The sequence below is a fragment of the Kribbella sp. NBC_00889 genome, assembly GCF_045207705.1.
Classification (GTDB): Bacteria; Actinomycetota; Actinomycetes; order Propionibacteriales; family Kribbellaceae; genus Kribbella.
Genome location: NZ_CP108783.1, coordinates 4,747,745 through 4,764,706 on the forward strand (window position 1 = coordinate 4,747,745; position 16,962 = coordinate 4,764,706).

Genomic DNA, 16,962 nt, shown 5'->3' on the forward strand with positions numbered 1-16,962 from the left:
TCATCCGCTGACCACGTATTCGGGTGCGCAGGCGGCGAGTGCCGTCAGCTGCTTGGGGTCCTTCACGCCGGCCAGTGCCGTCTTGGTCCGCTCGGTCCAGGCATCAACACCGAGCAGGGTCGCGACCGCGGCCACTTTGTCCTTGGCGCCTTCCACTGTGGGGATCTCGGCCTGCTTCACCAGGTGCTGGGCCAGCTGCAGCCGGGTCACCCCGGCCGACGTCGTCAGCCAACTCGCACCAGCCGGCCAGCCGCCGACGCTCGGCGGACGGAACGGCAGCTGCCCCATGCCGCGGAGTCCGGCGAGCAGCTTGGTCTGCTCCTTCTCGGCGAGCTTCCCCGGCTGGATCCGCAAGGCCCGCAGCAAGCCGGCCGCCCACTCCACCGGCTGCTTCACCAGCGCGGACTCCGGATCCCGGAACGCCGCCTCGGCAACCATTGCCGTCAGCAACGACCGTACGTTGCGCTCGACGCCGTACGCCGTGGTCAGCCGAGCGATGGTCGCCGCATCCGGTGGCGTCGCCGACACCAGCCGGAACCACAGCCGCCCGATCACGAAGCCGGCCGAGGCGGGTTGCGCCAGCGACAGCCCGGCAAATCCTTTGGCATCGAAGTTCCCGGTCTTGCCGAGCAGCGTCTTCGAGCCCGAGTCGAACCGCCTCCGCTGGAACGTCGCGCCCTTCCCGTCGCGGCCGAGCACCCACCCGGTGAGGCAGCGCGCGCCCTGGGCGACGTCGGTCTCCTGATAGTGGCCGATGCCGAGCGTGAAGAGTTCCAGGTACTCGCGGGCCAGGTTCTCGTTCGGCGTACCTTTGCGGTTCTTCTGGCCGTCGAGCCAGCGGATCATCGCCGTGTCGACGACCATCGCCTGGGCCAGGTCGCCGAACCGGCCGAGCGCATGCGTGCGCTGCGTCTGGTTCTGCCCCAGCATCCACGCGGCGTTGCGGACCTTCTGGTTGCTGGTCGCGAAGTGCCCGTGCCAGAACCAGGTCAGCCGCTCACTGGCCGTCCGGCTCGCGACCATCCGATCCAGCCACCACACGGTCAGCTTCCGCTCCTGCGCCGCCCGCGCTTTCGCGGCCGCCTTCTTCGCGTCCTTGTCCTTCTTGGCGTCCGGATCCTTCTTGCCCATCGGCGGCGGTGGCGCGAGCCCCGTCGGCGGCGGCAGGGCGGCGGCCGCCGCGTCCGTCGCCGGACCCAGCAATCGCCGCAGCGTCGCATCGAACCCGGCCGTCAGGTCCCCGGCCGCCGGCCCGAATCCGAGCCGGTCGTTCAGCCGCCGTACCGCGGCCCGCTCGCTGATCTCGGTCATACCCCCGATCGTTTCCAGCCGGGTCCGCCCGGACCAGTCTCCGGCGGCTTTCTTCAGCCAACCCACAGGTGTTGGTAGACAGTGTCTATTCCTATCATGTAGACACTGTCTACGTGATCGCTCTCGGCCTCCTGACCGCATCCGCCGGCTGCCACGCCGCGTGGAACCTCCTGATGAAGAAGACCTCCCAGACCGGTCCGGCGTTCGTCTGGCTGTGCGGTCTCGTAACCCTCCCGCTCTCGGTCGCACTCCTCATCTGGTCAGGCCTGCGCGGCAGCCTGGGGTCGGCCTGGTGGTCCGGTCTGGTGAGCATGCTTTTGCACACGATGTACGCCGTCACCCTGCAGAAGGCGTACGGCGCGGGCGAATTCTCGACGGTCTACCCGATCAGCCGGGGCGTGGCTCCCGTCCTCGTGACGGTGGCAATAATCCCATGGCAGGGATGGCCGGCAGCGAAGGCCTGGGGTGGCGTCGTACTGGTGGTGTGCGGCGTGCTGGTGATGGACGGGCAACGCCGCCACCGAAGGATGGCGCTCGGTCTCGGGCTGGGTCTCGCGGTCGCGACCTGCACTGCCGCCTACACACTGTGGGACGGCTTCGCGATGACCTCGCTCGGCGCGAACCTCGTGCCGTACCTCGCGATAGCCAACGTGGCCCAGATCGTCGTGTTGTCGACAATCCTCGCGCCGCGTCGCGGCGAACTGCGTGCGGTGCTCGGCCACTGGCGGCAGGCGATACCGATCGCGATCCTGACGCCGGCGAGTTATGGGCTGGTGCTGCTCGCCCTGTCCGTCGCGTCCGTCGGCACCGTCGCGATCGGCCGTACCCTCAACCTCGTACTCGGCGCGATGGCCGGTCTCGTCGTACTCCGCGAGCGACTCAGCCTCACCCACATCGCTGGTCTGACCACCGTCGTCGCCGGCGTCCTGATCGTCACCACCTGAGACGGAAACAGTCCGAGTTGCCTTCAAGTGTGCTTGAAATCTTAAGCTCCGTGGTATGACACGAACTCTCGCGGACCGGATCGGCACTCACGGGCTGGGCGTCCTGGTCACGCTCAAACGGGACGGGCGACCGCAGTTGTCGAACGTCACCTATGTGTTCGACGGCGAACGGATCCGGGTCTCGCTGACCGACGGCCGGGCCAAGACGAAGAACCTGCGCCGCGATCCGCGCGCCAGTCTGTACGTCGACGGACCCGGCGGCCGCTCGTACGTCGTACTCGAGGGCAAGGCCGAGCTCAGTGCGGTGGCGGCAGACCCACACGACGCGGTCGTCGAGGACCTGGTCGACTACTACCGCACCGCGTCCGGTGAGCACCCGGATTGGGACGACTACCGCCGCGCGATGATCGGGGAGAAGCGCTTGATGTTCTCGATGGTCGTCGACCACGCCTACGGCATGCCGCAGCCCTGAGCGGGGAACTTCTCCACGGCGGATAAACCACTCGCGGTAACCGACGGCGTGGTGGACTCTGTGGGCGTGGAGATCACGAGACTGTCACCCGACGACGAGGCCGGGTGCATCGATGCCGTAGCCGTGCAGAACGCCGGCACTAAGCTGGACTGTCCGGAGATGCTGGACCTGACCCCACGAGGGTTCGCCAACATGCTGCGGTACGGCTGGGACATGAACCCCGAGCAGGCGTTTCTGGCCCGGGAGACCGACGGCACCGCGATCGGACTGCTGCTCGTGTCGGCTCCGTCGTACGACAACCTGAACCAGGTCTGGATCGACGTCAACGTCCATCCGGACCACCGCGGTCGCGGGGTCGGGTCCGCCCTGGTCGAGTACGCCGAGCAGGTGACCCGCGAGCTGGGCCGGAGCGTGGTCGGGTTCGGCGGGTACGACCTGCCGAAGGCGGAAGCGTTCGCCCGGCGGCACGGCTACGAGCAGAAGGCGATCGAGGTGAACCGTCGGCAGGACCTCGACGGCCTCGACTGGTCGAACGTGCAGAGCCTGTACGACGGCGCCGTCGCCCGCTCGTCGGCGTACGAGTTGGTGAAGATCACCGGGGCGCTGCCGGACGAGTTGCTCGACGGCATGGTCGCGGTGACCGAGTCGATCAACGACGCGCCGAAGGACGACCTCGACATGGAGGACGACGTCTACAGCCCAAAGCGGTTGCGGGCCTACGAAGAGGCGCAGATCAAGAGCGATCGGACCATCCGCCGGGTGATCGCCCGGGAGAAGGCCACCGGTGAGTTGGCCGGCCACTCGACCATCACGGTCGAGCGCGAGCGCCCGCACATCGGCATCCAGAACGACACGGCCGTGTCGCGCGACCACCGGGGCCACCGCCTCGGCGCGCTGCTCAAGTCCGCCATGCTCTTGTGGATGCGTGACGAGGAACTGGCACTGAGCCTGGTCGACACCTGGAACGCCGAGTCCAACGACCACATGATCTCGATCAACGAACAGCTGAACTACCGCATCATCGCCCGCGTCTTCGCCTACCAGAAGACGCTGTAGTTCACGCCGGGTGGCCGAGCCCGAACAACCCGGCCACCCGGACCGTGAGCTCGTCCTCGGTGCGGCTGCCATCGACCATGATGCTGGTCAGCCCGAGCCGCCGCGTCTCCATCGCGACCTGATCGGTGAACCTCCGGTCCCGCTCCAACAAGTTGCCCAGGGCACGCTCTGGCGCGTTCGTCCGCCCGGCGATCGCCCACAAGGACCCCCGGTGCTCCACCGCCATCCGCCGGAACTCCGGGGTCGGCAGCAACCAGAGACCCTGCCGCCGATCGGCCAGCAGAGGTTCGACCAGCGCGGGCAGCAGGCGGAATCCTTCCACCACGATCGGCTCCGGCGGCAACCGCAGCAGATCGTCGACGATGAGGTCGAACGCCTCGCCCCGGAACCAGTGGAACGTCTCGAGCATCGTCTCGGGTGACCGGTCCGCCCACCGCTCGTCCATGTCCATCGCGAGGAACTTCTCCAGATACGGCGTATCCTCCGGCGCACTGCGGGCAGTGTGATCCGCCATCGCACGGTCGGTGTCGTAGAGCCGGACGCCGAAGCGTTCGACCAGGTGGCGGGCGACGGTGGACTTGCCGCCGCCGCTGCCGCCGCCGAGCCAGAAGACGTGGGACAGGTCGTTCACAGGGCCTGGACCAGGGTGACCTTCATGCGGTTGGTGAGGGTGAAGCCGAGGGAGTTGTAGAGGCGGATGGCGTTGGTGTTTCCTCCGCCGGTGTGGAGCATCGGGGTGCGGCCGGTCGCGGTGATGTGGGCTGCAACGGAGCGGATGAGGCGGGTGGCGAGGCCCTGGCCCTGATACGACGGATGGGTGCAGACGGCACTGATCTCGGTGTGGTCCGGCAATGCGAAGCGGGTGCCTGCCATTGCGATCAGCTCGCCGCCGCGGCGGATCCCGAGATAGGTGCCCAGCTCGATCGTGCGAGTGCGGAACGGCCCAGGATCGGTGAGAGCTACGAGCGCGAGCATCTCGGGTACGTCGTCCGGACCGAGCAGGACCGCCTCCGGGTCCTCGGCCGCGAGGTCTGCCGGCGCGACGAACTGCACCAGGTCGATGTGCAGGTCCAACTTGAAGCCGTCAGGGATGGGGAACTCCGGGCGCATCAGCGCAGCCGTGGTTCCCGGGCCGAGCAGGACCGCGGCGTCGGCCCAGTCCTGCGGCGTCGGGTTGTCCGGCAGAGCGAGGAACGGCGCGACCGCGGGCGGATACCGACGGGCGTTGCCCAGGACCTCGGCGAAGCCGGCGTGCGATCCGGTCAGAGCGGCGTACACAGGATTGGTCAGCACTCGGTCTTCCCCCACGACAGATTGATCAGAATCCCAGTTTGCGCAAGTGCTTCGCGTCTGTCTGCCAGTTTTTGGCGATCTTCACATGCAGGTCGAGGTACACCGGCGTACCGAGCAACGTCTCGATCTGGCGGCGGGCGGAGGCACCGACCTCGCGCAGGCGGGCACCCTTGTGGCCGATCACGATGCCCTTCTGGCTGTCCCGCTCGAGGTAGATGTTCGCGTAGATGTCGAGCAGCGGCTTGTCGTCTGGCCGGTCCTCACGCAGGCCCATCTCGTCGATGGTGACCGCGATCGAGTGCGGCAACTCGTCCCGGACGCCCTCCAGCGCGGCCTCCCGGATGAGCTCCGCGACCAGCGTCTCCTCGGGCTCGTCGGTGATGTCGCCATCCGGGTAGAGCGCGAAACCCTCCGGCAGCAGCTTCACCAGTTCGTCCGCGACCACGTCGACCTGGAAGCCCGACGTCGCCGACACCGGGACGATCGAGGCCCACTCGATGCCGGCCGACTCCCCCAGCGCGGCGATCTCGGCCAGGTGCTCGACCATCCGGTCCGGCTCGACCAGGTCGGCCTTGGTGGCCAGCGCGACCTTCGGGGTCTTCGCGACCTTGGCCGCCTCGGTCACCAGGAACCGGTCACCGGGCCCGATCTTCTCACTGGCCGGCAGGCAGACGGCGATCACGTCGACCTCGGCCCAGGTGGCCTTCACCAGGTCGTTGAGCCGCTCGCCGAGCAGTGTGCGCGGCTTGTGCAGACCTGGCGTGTCCACCAGCACGAGCTGGGCGTCAGGCCTGTGCACGATGCCCCGGACCGCGTGCCGGGTCGTCTGCGGCTTGGACGACGTGATGACGATCTTCTGGCCCACCAGGGCGTTGGTGAGCGTGGACTTCCCGGCGTTGGGACGGCCGACGAAACAGGCGAAACCGGACTTGAACGGCTCAGGTGTGGACGACATCGCGGACCTCTCCGGTGCCTTGGGCAACTACTACGGGGATGGCGGCGCCGGCGAAGTGGCGGACCACGTTGACGTCGACGGACTCCGCGTCGGTGACCACCGCGGCGGCCTCGAGACCCTTCACACCGGATGACAAGGCCATCGCGACCGCCAGTTGCAGCGCGGTCAGCTCGACCGTGTCGAGCGCCACCGTGCAGGCGGCGTACGTCCGCCCGTCGGAGTCGCGCACGGCCGCACCCTCGGCCGCCCGGGTCCGGGCGCGGGTGGCGCGGGCGAGCGTGACGAGTTTGGCGTCCTCGGCCGAAAGGTCTGACAACACGTACTCCAAAGAAAGGGGCGATCCGGGGTCAGGCGGGCTGGTGGTTCTGGTCCTGCGGCCGGGTCGCGGTCTCGACCCGTCGCACCAGCACAGTACCGACCTGGTTGCGGCGCCCGGATGGCCGCTCCGCCGTCAGCGACAATCCCTCGATCTCCACCTCGGCGCCGGGGATCGGCACCTTGCCGAGCAGTTTCGCCATCAGGCCGCCGACCGTGTCGACGTCGTCGTCGTCCAGCGGTACGCCGAACAGCTCGCCGAGCTCGTCGATCGGGAGCCGGCTGGAGACCCGGTACGCGCCGTCGGACAGCTCCTGCACCGAGTCCGGGTCCTCGTCGTACTCGTCGGTGATCTCGCCGACGATCTCCTCCAGGATGTCCTCGATCGTGACCAGGCCGGCCGTTCCGCCGTACTCGTCGACGACGATCGCGACGTGCATCCGGGCCGCCTGCATCTCGCGCAGCAACTCGTCGACCGGCTTGGAGTCCGGCACGTACATGCACGGCCGCATCACCGACTCGACCCGCTCGGTCGACTCGGCCTGCGCGTTGTCGTAGACGCGGCGCATCACGTCCTTGAGGTAGACGACGCCGAGGATATCGTCCAGCGACTCACCGATCACCGGGATCCGCGAGTAGCCGGAGCGCAGCGCGAGCGAAGTGAGCTGGCGAAGCTTCTTGTGCCGCTCGATGTAGACCATGTCAGTGCGCGGCACCATCACCTCGCGGACGATGGTGTCGCCGAGCTCGAACACCGAGTGGATCATCTGCCGCTCGCCAGACTCGATTACCGCGGACTTCTCGGCGTAGTCGACCAGCGCCCGCAGCTCCGCCTCGGTCGCGAACGGGCCCTCGGCGAAACCCTTACCCGGGGTGAGCGCGTTGCCGAGCAGGATCAGCACCTTCGGCAGCGGGCCGAGCACCCGGGTCAGCGCCATCACCGGACCGGCGGAGATGATCGCGAACCGGTCCGAGTGCTGCCGGCCCAGTGTCCGCGGGGCGACGCCGATGATGACGTACGAGACCAGCACCATCACCACGGCGGTGATCAGGACGTGCTCCCAGGTGACGTCGAAGACGTTCGACAGCGCCTGGGTGACCAGCACGATCGCGGTGATCTCGCAGCTCAGCCGGAGCAGCAGCAGCGAGTTCAGGTACCGCGGGGCGTCGGACAGCAGGTCCCGCAGCCGGACCGCGCGCAGGTTCCCCCGCTCGACCTGCTCATTGGCCCGGACCTTCGAGTACGACGACAGCGCCGCCTCGGCACCGGCGAACAATCCGGCGAGCAGCACGAGCACCGCGGCCACGACCAGCAGGACGAGGTCCTGGGAGCTCACCGGAACGTCACTCCTGTCCGGCCAACTGGTTCGCCGGCGCTCGCCAGGCTTCCAGCAGGCGGCCCTGCACTTCCCACATCTCCGCCTTCTCGGCCGGCTCGGCGTGGTCGTAGCCGAGCAGATGCAGGATGCCGTGCACGGTCAGCAGCTCCAGCTCGGCCCACGTGCCGTGCCCGGCCTTGGCGCCCTGGGCGGCCGCCACGGTCGGGCAGAGCGCGATGTCACCGAGATGACCGAGCGGAAGATCCGAGTCCTCGCCGTTGTCGGCGGAACCCGGCCGCAGTTCGTCCATCGGCCACGACATCACGTCGGTCGGACCGGGCAGGTCCAGGAACTCGACGTGGTACCGCGCCATCGTGTCCTCGTCGACCAGCTTGATCGACAGCTCACACTCCGGGTGCAGCCGCAGCGACGACATCACGAACCGGCTGAGCCGCATCAGTCCGTGCGCGTCGATCTCGACTCCGGACTCGTTGTTGACCTCGACGTTCATCTTCGCGGCTCGCCATTGCCTTCGTAGTTCTCGTAGGCGGAGACGATCCGGCCGACCAGCTTGTGCCGGACCACGTCGTGGGAGGTGAGCCGGCAGAAGGTCAGGTCCTGGACGCCTTCGAGGATCTCCTGGACGACACGCAGACCGGAGCTCGTGCCGGTCGGAAGGTCGACCTGGGTGACGTCGCCGGTGACGACCATCTTGGAGCCGAAACCGAGCCGGGTGAGAAACATCTTCATCTGCTCGGGCGAGGTGTTCTGTGCCTCGTCCAGGATGATGAAGGCGTCGTTCAACGTCCGGCCGCGCATGTAGGCCAGCGGCGCGATCTCGATCGTGCCGGCCGTCATCAGCCGCGGGATCGACTCCGGGTCGAGCATGTCGTGCAGGGCGTCGTACAGCGGCCGCAGGTACGGGTCGATCTTCTCCGACAGCGTGCCGGGCAGGAAGCCGAGCCGCTCACCGGCCTCGACGGCCGGCCGGGTCAGGATGATCCGGTTGACCTCCTTGGCCTGCAGCGCCTGGACCGCCTTGGCCACCGCCAGGTACGTCTTGCCGGTACCGGCCGGGCCGATGCCGAACACGATGGTGTTCTTGTCGATGGCGTCGACGTACCGCTTCTGGTTCAGCGTTTTGGGCCGGATGGTGCGGCCGCGGCTGGACAGGATGTTCTGGGTCAGCACATCGGCCGGGCTCTCGGCCGTGGCGGACTTGATCATCGCGATGCTGCGCTCGACCGAGTCGGCGGTCAGCCCGTGCCCGGTCCGCACGACCGCGATCAGCTCGTCGATCAGCCGCTCGGCCAGGGCCAGCTCGGCCGGCTCGCCGTTGAGCGTGATCTCGTTGCCGCGGACCATGATGTCGGCGGCGAACTCCTTCTCGACGATGCGGAGGAACTCGTCCCGGGCTCCGAGCAGGGCCACCATGTCGATGCTGTTCGGCACGACGATCTTGTGCGACGCCTGTGCGCTGGTGGCGGTGCTCGATCGGGACAGCTCATCGCGTCCACGGCCGTTCGCGCGCGCCTCCGGTTCGATACTGCGTGGCCTGGACAGGCTCTTCCTCCTGATGCCGATGATCACTGACTGACTAACCCATGCTAGCCGCCTCCACTGACACCCTCACTTGTAATTCCCCGGAACACGCCCGAACCGCCCGAAACGAGGCCTGGCTGTTGTCAACCGGGGTGTGTTGTCAACCTGCAAGGGGGTCTCCGCGTCATCGTGTCGTGGCGCAACCAGCCGTGGTGTACGAAGAGTGCGTGACACATGAGTCCTCGTGGGATGCCGACGAGGCGTTGACGGCTGTCTACACGGCGCACTACACGTCGCTGGTCCGGCTCGGCGCCCTGCTGCTGCGCGACACCGGTACGGCGGAGGAGATCGTGCAGGACGCGTTCGTCGCGATGCACGGCCGCTGGCACCGGCTGCGCGACCCCCACAAGGCTCTCGCGTACCTGCGCACCGCGGTGGTGAACCGCTGCCGCTCCCGCCAGCGCCACCTGGTGGTCGTCGACAAGCACACACCACGCTCGCTGCCGGACGCGCCGAGCGCCGAGCAGGCCGCGCTGCGGACAGCCGAGACCGACCAGGTGATCGAAGCGATGCGCACCCTGCCGGAGAAGCAACGCACCGTGATGGTGCTGCGGTACTACGGTGACCTCTCCGAAGCGGAGATCGCCGACACGATGGGCATCAGCCGGGGATCGGTGAAGAGCCACGCCGCGCGGGCGACGAAGTCGCTGCGCCAGCTCCTGGAGCAGAACGTATGAACGAACAGCCCAACGACTCGTTCGACGAGCTGATGCGGCGGTCCCTGCACGAGGAGGCCGACCGGGTCGAGCCGACCGACTCGCTACCCGAGATCCAGGCCCGCGCCCGGGCCCAGCGCCGTACGACGTCCCGGCGCCCGTGGGTGCTGACCGCCGGCGCTGCAATCGTCGGCACGGCAGCGGTGATCGGCGCCTTCACTGTCCTCGACAACAACATGAACACCGCAGGTGACAGCGGCCTCGCAGCCGGCCCCAGTACGTCGACCAGCGCCTCCGCATTGCCGTCGTCGACCACCCCACAGTCCAGCACCTCGCCGAGCCAGCCGCCGCCAGAGCCGCCGACGGCGCAGGCGACCTCGGTGCCGAAGGACCGCCGCGGTACGCCGGAGCCGATGGTGAAGGGCACCCTCGTCCCGGTCTACTGGCTCGGCGACAAGACCGCGGTCCGTCCCACTCCGGGAGCAACGACCAAGGCCACCCCGAGGGTCCGGCTCTACCGCACGTGGGCGAAGGTGAGTGGCCGGCCCGCCGTCGAGGCGGTCCGGATCATGACGTCCAAGCAGCCCGGCGACCCTGACTACTACTCCGTGTGGCGGGGCGCCGAGATCAACACCGTCACCAGGTCCGACGGCACGGTCACCGTCGACTTCAAGCGGCTCCCGACGACGAAGCTCGACCCCGAGACCGCGGACGTGGCCGCCCAGCAGCTGATCTACACGGTGCAAGGCGCCCTCGACGACAGCAGCCAGCAGGTCCAGATCACCCAGGACGGCCAGGTCGGCGCCCGGCTGTTCGGCCAGGTCGACACCAGTACGCCGCTCAGTCGCGCCCAGGCCGCCAACGTCCAGGCGCTGGTCTGGATCACCTCCCCGGCCCAGGACCAGTTGACCAAGTCGATGGTCACCGTCGAAGGCACGGCCGCGGCGTACGAGGCGACGGTGAACTACGAGGCCACGAACCTGAAGACCCGCGAGGTACGGAAGGGCTACACGAACACCAAGGAGGGCCAGAAGTTCACGCCCTTCGCCTTCAACCTCAAGCTCACCCCCGGCCCCTGGCAGATCGAGGCCTTCCTCATCTCCCCCGCCGACGGCTCCACCACCGACATCGACTCCAAAACCATCGAGGTCCGCTAGCAGGTTGTTCGCTCGCTATCCGGTTCTTTGACGCCAGCGATGAAACAACCCGCCATCGGCCGGGTCAGTTGCTAGGTCCAGCGGGAGTGGGAGAGGAGGGCGGCGGCTGCGGCTACGCCGGCGGTTGAGGTGCGGAGGACCGTGTCGCCGAGGCGGATGGGCTCGGCGGCGAAGGTGGCCAGCTCGGCTGGGGCGATGCCGCCTTCCGGGCCTATGACGATGACGATGTCGCCGTCGGTCGGGAGCTCGAGCGAGGCGAGCGGCGTCTTGGCTTCCTCGTGCAGTACGACGGGGAGTGCCGCGGCGGAAAGTAGTCGCGCGACCTCCGGCGTACTCGCGATGGGCTCCACAGTGGCGAACCAGGAGCGGCGGGACTGTTTGCTCGCCTCGAACGCCCAGGCCTGCCACTTCGCGTACGTCTTCGCGGACCGCTCGGGGTTGTTGCGGAACTGACTCCGCTCCGCGTTCCACGGGACGATCACATCGACCCCGACCTCGGTCAGCATCTCCACCGCCAGCTCGGCCCGCTCGCCCTTCGGCAACGCCTGCACCACCACCAACCGAGGCGAAGCCGCCGGCTCGTGCCCACGCTGCTGCACCGCCACGGTCACCCCGGCCTTGGACGCAGCCGTCACCGGGCCTTCGGCCCACGAACCACGACCGTCGGTCAACCGAATGCGCTCACCAGGGCCGATCCGCCGAACCACCGCCGCATGCCGGCCCTCTGCGCCGTCCAGCGTCAGTTCGTCGCCCACGAGTTCCGGCGCGAAGAAAACGGCAATGCCCACCAGCCCATCACCTTCCCGCGAGGCCGGCGGAGCCGGCCGAGCCTGTTTCAGTGGGCGCCGAAGGCGTCGCGGAGGCGACCGAAGACGCCCTTGTGGGCGGCTTGGACCTGACCCTGGGGACGCTCCTCGCCACGAGCCTCGGCCAACTGGCGGAGCAGGTCGACCTGGGAGTCGTCCAGCCTGGTCGGGGTCTCGACGATCACCTGGACGATCAGGTCACCACGACCCGCGTGCCGCAGGCGCGGGACACCACGAGCCGTCAGCGTCATCGCCGTCCCGGACTGCGTGCCGGGCCGGATCTCCAGTGGGGTGGTCTCGCCCTCCAGCGTGGGCAGGTCGATCGTGGTGCCGAGCGCGGCCGCCGTCATCGGCAGCGTCACCGTGCAGTGCAGGTCGTCGCCGTTGCGGGTGAAGATGTCGTGCGGCTCGACCTCGATCTCGACGTACAGGTCGCCGGCCGGGCCGCCGCCGGGGCCGACCTCGCCCTGGCCGGACAGCTGCACCCGGGTGCCGCTGTCGACGCCACCGGGGATCTTGACCGTGACGGTGCGGCGGGACCGGACCCGGCCGTCGCCGGCGCACTCGACGCACGGGTTCGGGATCGTCGTACCGAAGCCGCGGCAGTTCGGGCACGGCCGCATGGTGCGGACCTCGCCGAGGAACGACCGCTGGGTGTGGGTGACCTCGCCGCGACCGTGGCAGATCTCGCAGGTGACCGGCTCGGAGCCCGCCGCCGCTCCCGAACCCGAACAGGTCGGGCACAGTACGGCGGTGTCGACCTTCAGCTCCCGGGTGGTGCCGAACGCGGCCTCGGCCAGGTCGATCCGCAGCGGGATCAGCGCGTCCTGGCCGCGCCGGGTCCGCGGCCGAGGCCCGCGGGTGGCCCCGCCGGTCTGGCCGAAGAAGGCGTCCATGATGTCGGTGAACGTGAAGGCCTGGCCGAAGCCCGCGCCGCCCGGGCCGGCGCCCGCGGTCGCGAACGGGTCACCGCCGAGATCGTGCAACTGCCGCTTCTGCGGGTCGCTCAGCACCTGGAAGGCGCGGCCGATCTCCTGGAACTTGTGGTGGGCGTCCTCGGAGTCGTTCACGTCCGGGTGGTACTGGCGTGCCAGCTTGCGGTACGCCTTCTTGATCTCGTCCGGCGTCGCGTCGCGGCTGACGCCCAGGACGGCGTAGTAATCGGTGCTCATACTCCAGACCAGGGGTTGGGTTCAGTCATTTAGGAGTCCGCCAATATCTGGCTGACGTAGCGCGCGACGGCCCTCACGGCGCCCATCGTGCTCGGATAGTCCATGTGGGTCGGGCCGACGATGCCGAGCGTGGCCAGCGCCTCCGACTTTGACCCGTAGCCGGTCGCGACCACCGAGGTGGTGGCCAGTTCCTCGAACGGGTTCTCGTGCCCGATGCGGACCGTCAGGGTCTGCGGGTTGGTGGCCTCACCGAGGAGCTTGAGCAGAATGACGTGCTCCTCCAGTGCCTCCAGCACCGGCTTCACGTTCCGCTCGAAGTCGTCGCCGTACCGCGTCAGGTTGGCGGCGCCGCCGACCGCGATCCTCTGCTCGCCGACCTCGTCGGTGAACGTCTCCAGCAGCGTCGTCACGATCGCCGCGACCAGTGGCCGGTCCGCCGGGGCGAACAGGTCGGTCACCGCGGCCAGGGACGTGGTGGCCTCAGTCAGCCGCTGCCCGGATAGTGCGGTGTTCAGCCGCGAGCGCAGGTCGGCGATCAGTTGCTCGTCGACGTCGTTCGTCTGCTCGACGATCCGCTGCTCGACGCGGCCGGTGCTGGTGATCAGCACCAGCAGCAGCCGGCGCGGGGTCATCGTGACGACCTCGATGTGCCGGACGCTGGAACGGTTGAGGGACGGGTACTGCACGATCGCCACCTGGCGGGTGATCTGGGCCAGCAGCCGGACAGTACGGCGTACGACGTCGTCCAGGTCGACCGCGCCGGCCAGGAACGAGGTGATCGCCTTCTTCTCCGCCGGAGACAGCGTCTTGACCGTGCTCAGCTTGTCCACGAACAGCCGGTAGCCCGCGTCGGTGGGGATCCGGCCGGCGCTGGTGTGCGGCTGGGTGATGTACCCCTCCTCCTCCAGCGCAGCCATGTCGTTACGCACGGTTGCCGGCGACACCCCGAGGTTGTGCCGGTCCACCAGCGTCTTCGAGCCGACCGGCTCATGGGTCGCCACGTAGTCCTCGACGATGGCGCGGAGAACATCCAGCTTGCGATCGTCCAGCACGCGCACCACCTCCCTCGCCTCGACGTACGACTCAGTGACCCTTGGCACTCAGTTGAAACGAGTGCCAGTCTACCGAGCCGTAGTAGCTCGCACCGACGTGTGACGGCGTGGGACGGGTCTCAGGCGAGCTCGGGGGACGCTCCCAACGGTACGGCGGCGGGCCGGGTGACTGTGCTCGCGACATCCACGGGCTGGTCCTGGGCAGCCGCTTCGAGCAAGGACTCGAGTACGTCGAGCACGTGGTAGGCCAGTGCACCGTCGGCCCGGTGCGGCTGACCTGTGCGGACCGCCCGGGCCATGTCCGCGACCCCGACGCCCCGGCCGGCTCCGGCGTACCCACCGGCGACCGGGACCTCGGTCCAGTCGCGGTTGGCCGCGGTAGCGATCTCGACCTTGCCATCGAACCCGTTCGGGTCGGGTACGGACAGGCTGCCCTCGGTCCCGTGCACCTCGATCCGCGGCAACCGCGCGGCCCAGATGTCGAACGACATCAGCACCGTGGTCAGCGCACCCGACTCGTGCTCCAGTACGCCGGTCACGTGCGTCGGCACCTGGACCGGGAAGGTCTCGCCGGCTCGCGGACCGGTGTGAATCTTCCGCTCCTGCTTCGACTGACCGGCCCGCGCGGTCACGCGTCGTACCGGACCCAGCAAGGTCACCAGGCTCGTCACGTAGTACGGACCCATGTCGAGGACCGGACCGCCGCCGGGCTGGTAGTAGAACTCCGGCGCCGGGTGCCACAGCTCGTGCCCGGGCGTGAAAAACGATGCCGTGGCAGCCGTCGGTACGCCGATGTCGCCGCGGTCAATGACAGCCCGGGCAGTCTGGGTACCAGTGCCGAGCACAGTGTCCGGCGCGCAGCCGACGCGGAGGTTGTTCGCGGCGGCGTACTTGAGCAGCGGCTCCGCCTCGGCCCGGTCGACGGCCAGCGGCTTCTCGCCGTACACGTGCTTGCCGGCTTCGAGCGCGGCCTGGTGCACCGGTGCGTGGGCGGCTGGGATGGTCAGGTTCAGGACGATCTCGACGTCGTCCGCGGCGTACAGCTCGTCCGGGGACAGCGCGCGGATGGCGGGGTTGCCGTCGGCGATCGCCTGCGCGCGGCTGATGTCCAGGTCGGCGACCGCGACCACATCAACGCCGGGCAGCTTGGCCAGATGGTCCAGGTAGGTGCCGGAGATGACGCCCGTACCGACGATGCCGATGCCCGTCACTTGCTCGCCCACAGCAGCCCCCGCTCGACGATGGTCCGCACCTCAGGCACTTCGAGGTCGTCCAGCTTGTGGCCGACGGTGCAGACGAAGACCTTTCCCGCGCCCCAGGTCCGGGTCCAGACGGCCGGCATCACGGCACCCTCGATCCACGGGTAGTCCGGATGCGAGCGGAACGTCGTCGTGGCGAGCACGGTGTTGGTCGGGTCGTAGTGCACGTAGTACTGCTCGGTGTGGACGTCGAAGTGGGTGATGCCCTCGACGATCGGGTGTTCGGCGACGACGTCGACGCGGTAGTCGGTGAAGCCGTGCGGGTGCGAGATGAACTGCCCGCCGGTGATGAAGCTGTAGTCGGCGTTGGCCCGGAACGAGTCGACGATGCCGCCGTGCCAGCCCGCGAATCCGGTACCGCGGCGGATCGCGGCCTCCAGGCCCTTGAAGTGGTCGGCGTCGATCTCGCTCATCGTGACGCACTGCAGCACCAGGTCGGTGCCGTCCAGGTCGAGGTAGCTCTCGGTGCTGTCCGAGACGGTCACCTCGTAACCGTTCTCTTCCAGGAACGGGATGAACAGGTCGGTCGCCTCGACCGGCGAGTGCCCTTCCCAGCCGCCCCGGACCACCAGTGCACGTCGTGTCGTCACGCCGACCGCCCTTCGAAAGTTTCGCTGCCGAGTTCGGAACCGTTGCGAACCGCCACCGTGACCCTAGGCGCCGCCCGACCGCCCTTCAAGTGCGATTCCGTCCTCTGGATGCGACGGGACCGGTGGTCGGAGGAGATGTACACAGCAAGTAATCTCGCTCCCATGAGTACGTGGGCCGAAGTCGGCGATCGTTGCTGGGTCCGCCGGTACGACGAATGGGACCTCAACGTCGGTCTGGTCGTCGGGGCGGACGGTGCGCTGGTGATCGACACCCGGGCGACGACCGAGCAGGCCGAGGAATTGCGCGAGCACATCCGCGAACTGACCGGCCAGCCGGTGCGCTGGGTCGTCAACACCCACGCGCACTTCGACCACGTCGCCGGGAACAGCGTCTTCGATCAGGCCGAGGTCATCGCCCACGAGAACGCCGCGACGGCCGCCGAACTGACGGCGCAGACCTTCGCGGTGGCGAGGGTGATCGATCTCGGCGACCGCAGAGTCGAGTTGCTGCATCTGGGGAACGCGCACACCGACGGCGACGTGGTGGTCGTCGTGCCGGATGCGGAGGTCTACTTCGTCGGCGATCTGATCGAGGAGTCGGCGCCGCCGTCGTACGGAGAGGACTCGTTCCCGCTGGAGTGGCCGGACACGATCGACCGGGTGATCGGGATGCTGTCCAGCTCGTCGAAGGTCGTCCCCGGTCACGGCGCGGTCGTCGACGCGGAGTTCGTGCGCGACCAAGCCGGCGACCTCGGCACCGTCGCCAACACCATCTCCGGTCTCCACCACGGCGGCACCCCGCTGGAGCAGGCTCTCGCCCACACCGACGACTGGCCGTGGCCGCTCGAGAAACTCCAGGACGCGATCAAGCGCGGCTACGGGACACTCGGCACCCCGCGTCGCCCGACGCTGCCCCTGCTCGGCCCCGGCTGATTCCCGAAAGCGCACGGGTCGGGCGGTCAAGTTGTAGTTGTCCGTTGACACCGCGTCAGGTTTGCCGCAC

The 16,962-nt window shown here is 68.5% G+C and carries 19 protein-coding genes; 6 read left to right on the plus strand and 13 right to left on the minus strand.

Translation table 11 applies throughout. From position 1 onward, the window contains the following. A complete protein-coding gene (locus tag OG817_RS22945) occupies nt 1-1,311 on the minus strand; it encodes a DUF1800 family protein (protein ID WP_406046721.1) in 1,311 nt (436 codons plus the stop codon). 113 nt (nt 1,312-1,424) lie between these two features. Between OG817_RS22945 and OG817_RS22950 the strand changes: the two genes are divergently transcribed. The 3 genes from OG817_RS22950 (at nt 1,425) to OG817_RS22960 (ending at nt 3,783) form a co-directional block, all read left to right on the plus strand. Then, nucleotides 1,425-2,255: a hypothetical protein gene (locus tag OG817_RS22950; RefSeq protein ID WP_406046722.1), complete on the plus strand. Its 831-nt coding sequence runs from the start codon at nt 1,425-1,427 to the stop codon at nt 2,253-2,255. Between the two features lie 55 nt (nt 2,256-2,310). Beyond that, the gene (locus tag OG817_RS22955; protein ID WP_396394728.1) at nt 2,311-2,727 is read left to right on the plus strand and encodes a PPOX class F420-dependent oxidoreductase; all 417 of its coding nucleotides are present in this window, start codon (nt 2,311-2,313) and stop codon (nt 2,725-2,727) included. Nucleotides 2,728-2,793: 66 nt separating this feature from the next. Then, a complete protein-coding gene (locus OG817_RS22960; RefSeq protein WP_406046723.1) occupies nt 2,794-3,783 on the plus strand; it encodes a GNAT family N-acetyltransferase in 990 nt (329 codons plus the stop codon). A gap of 1 nt (nt 3,784) precedes the next feature. Here OG817_RS22960 and OG817_RS22965 read toward each other — a convergent pair whose 3' ends face one another. The 7 genes from OG817_RS22965 to OG817_RS22995 are packed head-to-tail and all read right to left on the minus strand — an operon-like array spanning nt 3,785 to nt 9,099. Next, complete coding sequence (locus OG817_RS22965; protein WP_406046724.1) at nt 3,785-4,414, minus strand: hypothetical protein; 630 nt, start codon at nt 4,412-4,414, stop codon at nt 3,785-3,787. Beyond that, nucleotides 4,411-5,076 (minus strand): GNAT family N-acetyltransferase, encoded by a 666-nt coding sequence (locus OG817_RS22970; RefSeq protein ID WP_406046725.1) that lies wholly within the window; start codon nt 5,074-5,076, stop codon nt 4,411-4,413. The genes OG817_RS22965 and OG817_RS22970 overlap by 4 nt, the downstream gene beginning before the upstream one ends. A 25-nt stretch (nt 5,077-5,101) precedes the next feature. Next, nucleotides 5,102-6,031, minus strand: a complete 930-nt coding sequence (gene era, locus OG817_RS22975; RefSeq protein ID WP_406046726.1) for a GTPase Era — start codon at nt 6,029-6,031, stop codon at nt 5,102-5,104. Next, the gene (locus OG817_RS22980; RefSeq protein WP_131350068.1) at nt 6,015-6,350 is read right to left on the minus strand and encodes a cytidine deaminase; all 336 of its coding nucleotides are present in this window, start codon (nt 6,348-6,350) and stop codon (nt 6,015-6,017) included. Before OG817_RS22980 ends, era begins: the two co-directional genes overlap by 17 nt. A gap of 28 nt (nt 6,351-6,378) precedes the next feature. Further along, nucleotides 6,379-7,683, minus strand: coding sequence for a hemolysin family protein (locus tag OG817_RS22985; protein WP_131513674.1), 1,305 nt, complete (start codon nt 7,681-7,683; stop codon nt 6,379-6,381). 7 nt (nt 7,684-7,690) lie between these two features. Further along, nucleotides 7,691-8,176, minus strand: coding sequence for an rRNA maturation RNase YbeY (gene ybeY, locus OG817_RS22990; RefSeq protein WP_360447331.1), 486 nt, complete (start codon nt 8,174-8,176; stop codon nt 7,691-7,693). Continuing rightward, on the minus strand, nt 8,173-9,099 hold the full coding sequence (locus OG817_RS22995) for a PhoH family protein (protein WP_360447387.1): 927 nt from the start codon (nt 9,097-9,099) through the stop codon (nt 8,173-8,175). Before OG817_RS22995 ends, ybeY begins: the two co-directional genes overlap by 4 nt. A 335-nt stretch (nt 9,100-9,434) precedes the next feature. Here OG817_RS22995 and OG817_RS23000 point away from each other — a divergent pair, with 335 nt between their 5' ends. Both OG817_RS23000 and OG817_RS23005 read left to right on the plus strand, forming a co-directional pair. Continuing rightward, nucleotides 9,435-9,944 carry a SigE family RNA polymerase sigma factor gene (locus tag OG817_RS23000; RefSeq protein ID WP_406046727.1) on the plus strand — a complete coding sequence of 170 codons (510 nt, stop codon included), beginning with the start codon at nt 9,435-9,437 and terminating at the stop codon, nt 9,942-9,944. Continuing rightward, the gene (locus OG817_RS23005; RefSeq protein ID WP_406046728.1) at nt 9,941-11,080 is read left to right on the plus strand and encodes a Gmad2 immunoglobulin-like domain-containing protein; all 1,140 of its coding nucleotides are present in this window, start codon (nt 9,941-9,943) and stop codon (nt 11,078-11,080) included. The genes OG817_RS23000 and OG817_RS23005 overlap by 4 nt, the downstream gene beginning before the upstream one ends. A 71-nt stretch (nt 11,081-11,151) precedes the next feature. Here OG817_RS23005 and OG817_RS23010 read toward each other — a convergent pair whose 3' ends face one another. From OG817_RS23010 to OG817_RS23030, 5 genes are all read right to left on the minus strand, one after another. After that, nucleotides 11,152-11,868: a 16S rRNA (uracil(1498)-N(3))-methyltransferase gene (locus OG817_RS23010; RefSeq protein WP_406046729.1), complete on the minus strand. Its 717-nt coding sequence runs from the start codon at nt 11,866-11,868 to the stop codon at nt 11,152-11,154. Nucleotides 11,869-11,915: 47 nt separating this feature from the next. Next, the gene (dnaJ, locus tag OG817_RS23015; protein WP_360447321.1) at nt 11,916-13,058 is read right to left on the minus strand and encodes a molecular chaperone DnaJ; all 1,143 of its coding nucleotides are present in this window, start codon (nt 13,056-13,058) and stop codon (nt 11,916-11,918) included. Nucleotides 13,059-13,087: 29 nt separating this feature from the next. Further along, nucleotides 13,088-14,110: a heat-inducible transcriptional repressor HrcA gene (gene hrcA, locus OG817_RS23020; RefSeq protein WP_396394738.1), complete on the minus strand. Its 1,023-nt coding sequence runs from the start codon at nt 14,108-14,110 to the stop codon at nt 13,088-13,090. Nucleotides 14,111-14,229: 119 nt separating this feature from the next. Further along, the gene (locus OG817_RS23025; protein ID WP_406046730.1) at nt 14,230-15,333 is read right to left on the minus strand and encodes a Gfo/Idh/MocA family protein; all 1,104 of its coding nucleotides are present in this window, start codon (nt 15,331-15,333) and stop codon (nt 14,230-14,232) included. After that, complete coding sequence (locus tag OG817_RS23030) at nt 15,318-15,959, minus strand: ThuA domain-containing protein (protein ID WP_360447317.1); 642 nt, start codon at nt 15,957-15,959, stop codon at nt 15,318-15,320. The genes OG817_RS23025 and OG817_RS23030 overlap by 16 nt, the downstream gene beginning before the upstream one ends. Before the next feature lie 162 nt (nt 15,960-16,121). Here OG817_RS23030 and OG817_RS23035 point away from each other — a divergent pair, with 162 nt between their 5' ends. Beyond that, on the plus strand, nt 16,122-16,892 hold the full coding sequence (locus tag OG817_RS23035; RefSeq protein ID WP_406046731.1) for an MBL fold metallo-hydrolase: 771 nt from the start codon (nt 16,122-16,124) through the stop codon (nt 16,890-16,892). Nucleotides 16,893-16,962: the final 70 nt, after the last annotated feature.

What these genes read in the sequence shown, in the direction of transcription:
- OG817_RS22945 (WP_406046721.1), bottom strand. Translation starts at nt 1,311, where the DNA reads ATGACCGAGATCAGCGAGCGGGCCGCGGTACGGCGGCTGAACGACCGG.
- OG817_RS22955 (WP_396394728.1), top strand. Translation starts at nt 2,311, where the DNA reads ATGACACGAACTCTCGCGGACCGGATCGGCACTCACGGGCTGGGCGTC.
- era (WP_406046726.1), bottom strand. Translation starts at nt 6,031, where the DNA reads ATGTCGTCCACACCTGAGCCGTTCAAGTCCGGTTTCGCCTGTTTCGTC.
- ybeY (WP_360447331.1), bottom strand. Translation starts at nt 8,176, where the DNA reads ATGAACGTCGAGGTCAACAACGAGTCCGGAGTCGAGATCGACGCGCAC.
- OG817_RS22995 (WP_360447387.1), bottom strand. Translation starts at nt 9,099, where the DNA reads ATGGTGGCCCTGCTCGGAGCCCGGGACGAGTTCCTCCGCATCGTCGAG.
- OG817_RS23005 (WP_406046728.1), top strand. Translation starts at nt 9,941, where the DNA reads ATGAACGAACAGCCCAACGACTCGTTCGACGAGCTGATGCGGCGGTCC.
- dnaJ (WP_360447321.1), bottom strand. Translation starts at nt 13,058, where the DNA reads ATGAGCACCGATTACTACGCCGTCCTGGGCGTCAGCCGCGACGCGACG.
- OG817_RS23035 (WP_406046731.1), top strand. Translation starts at nt 16,122, where the DNA reads ATGAGTACGTGGGCCGAAGTCGGCGATCGTTGCTGGGTCCGCCGGTAC.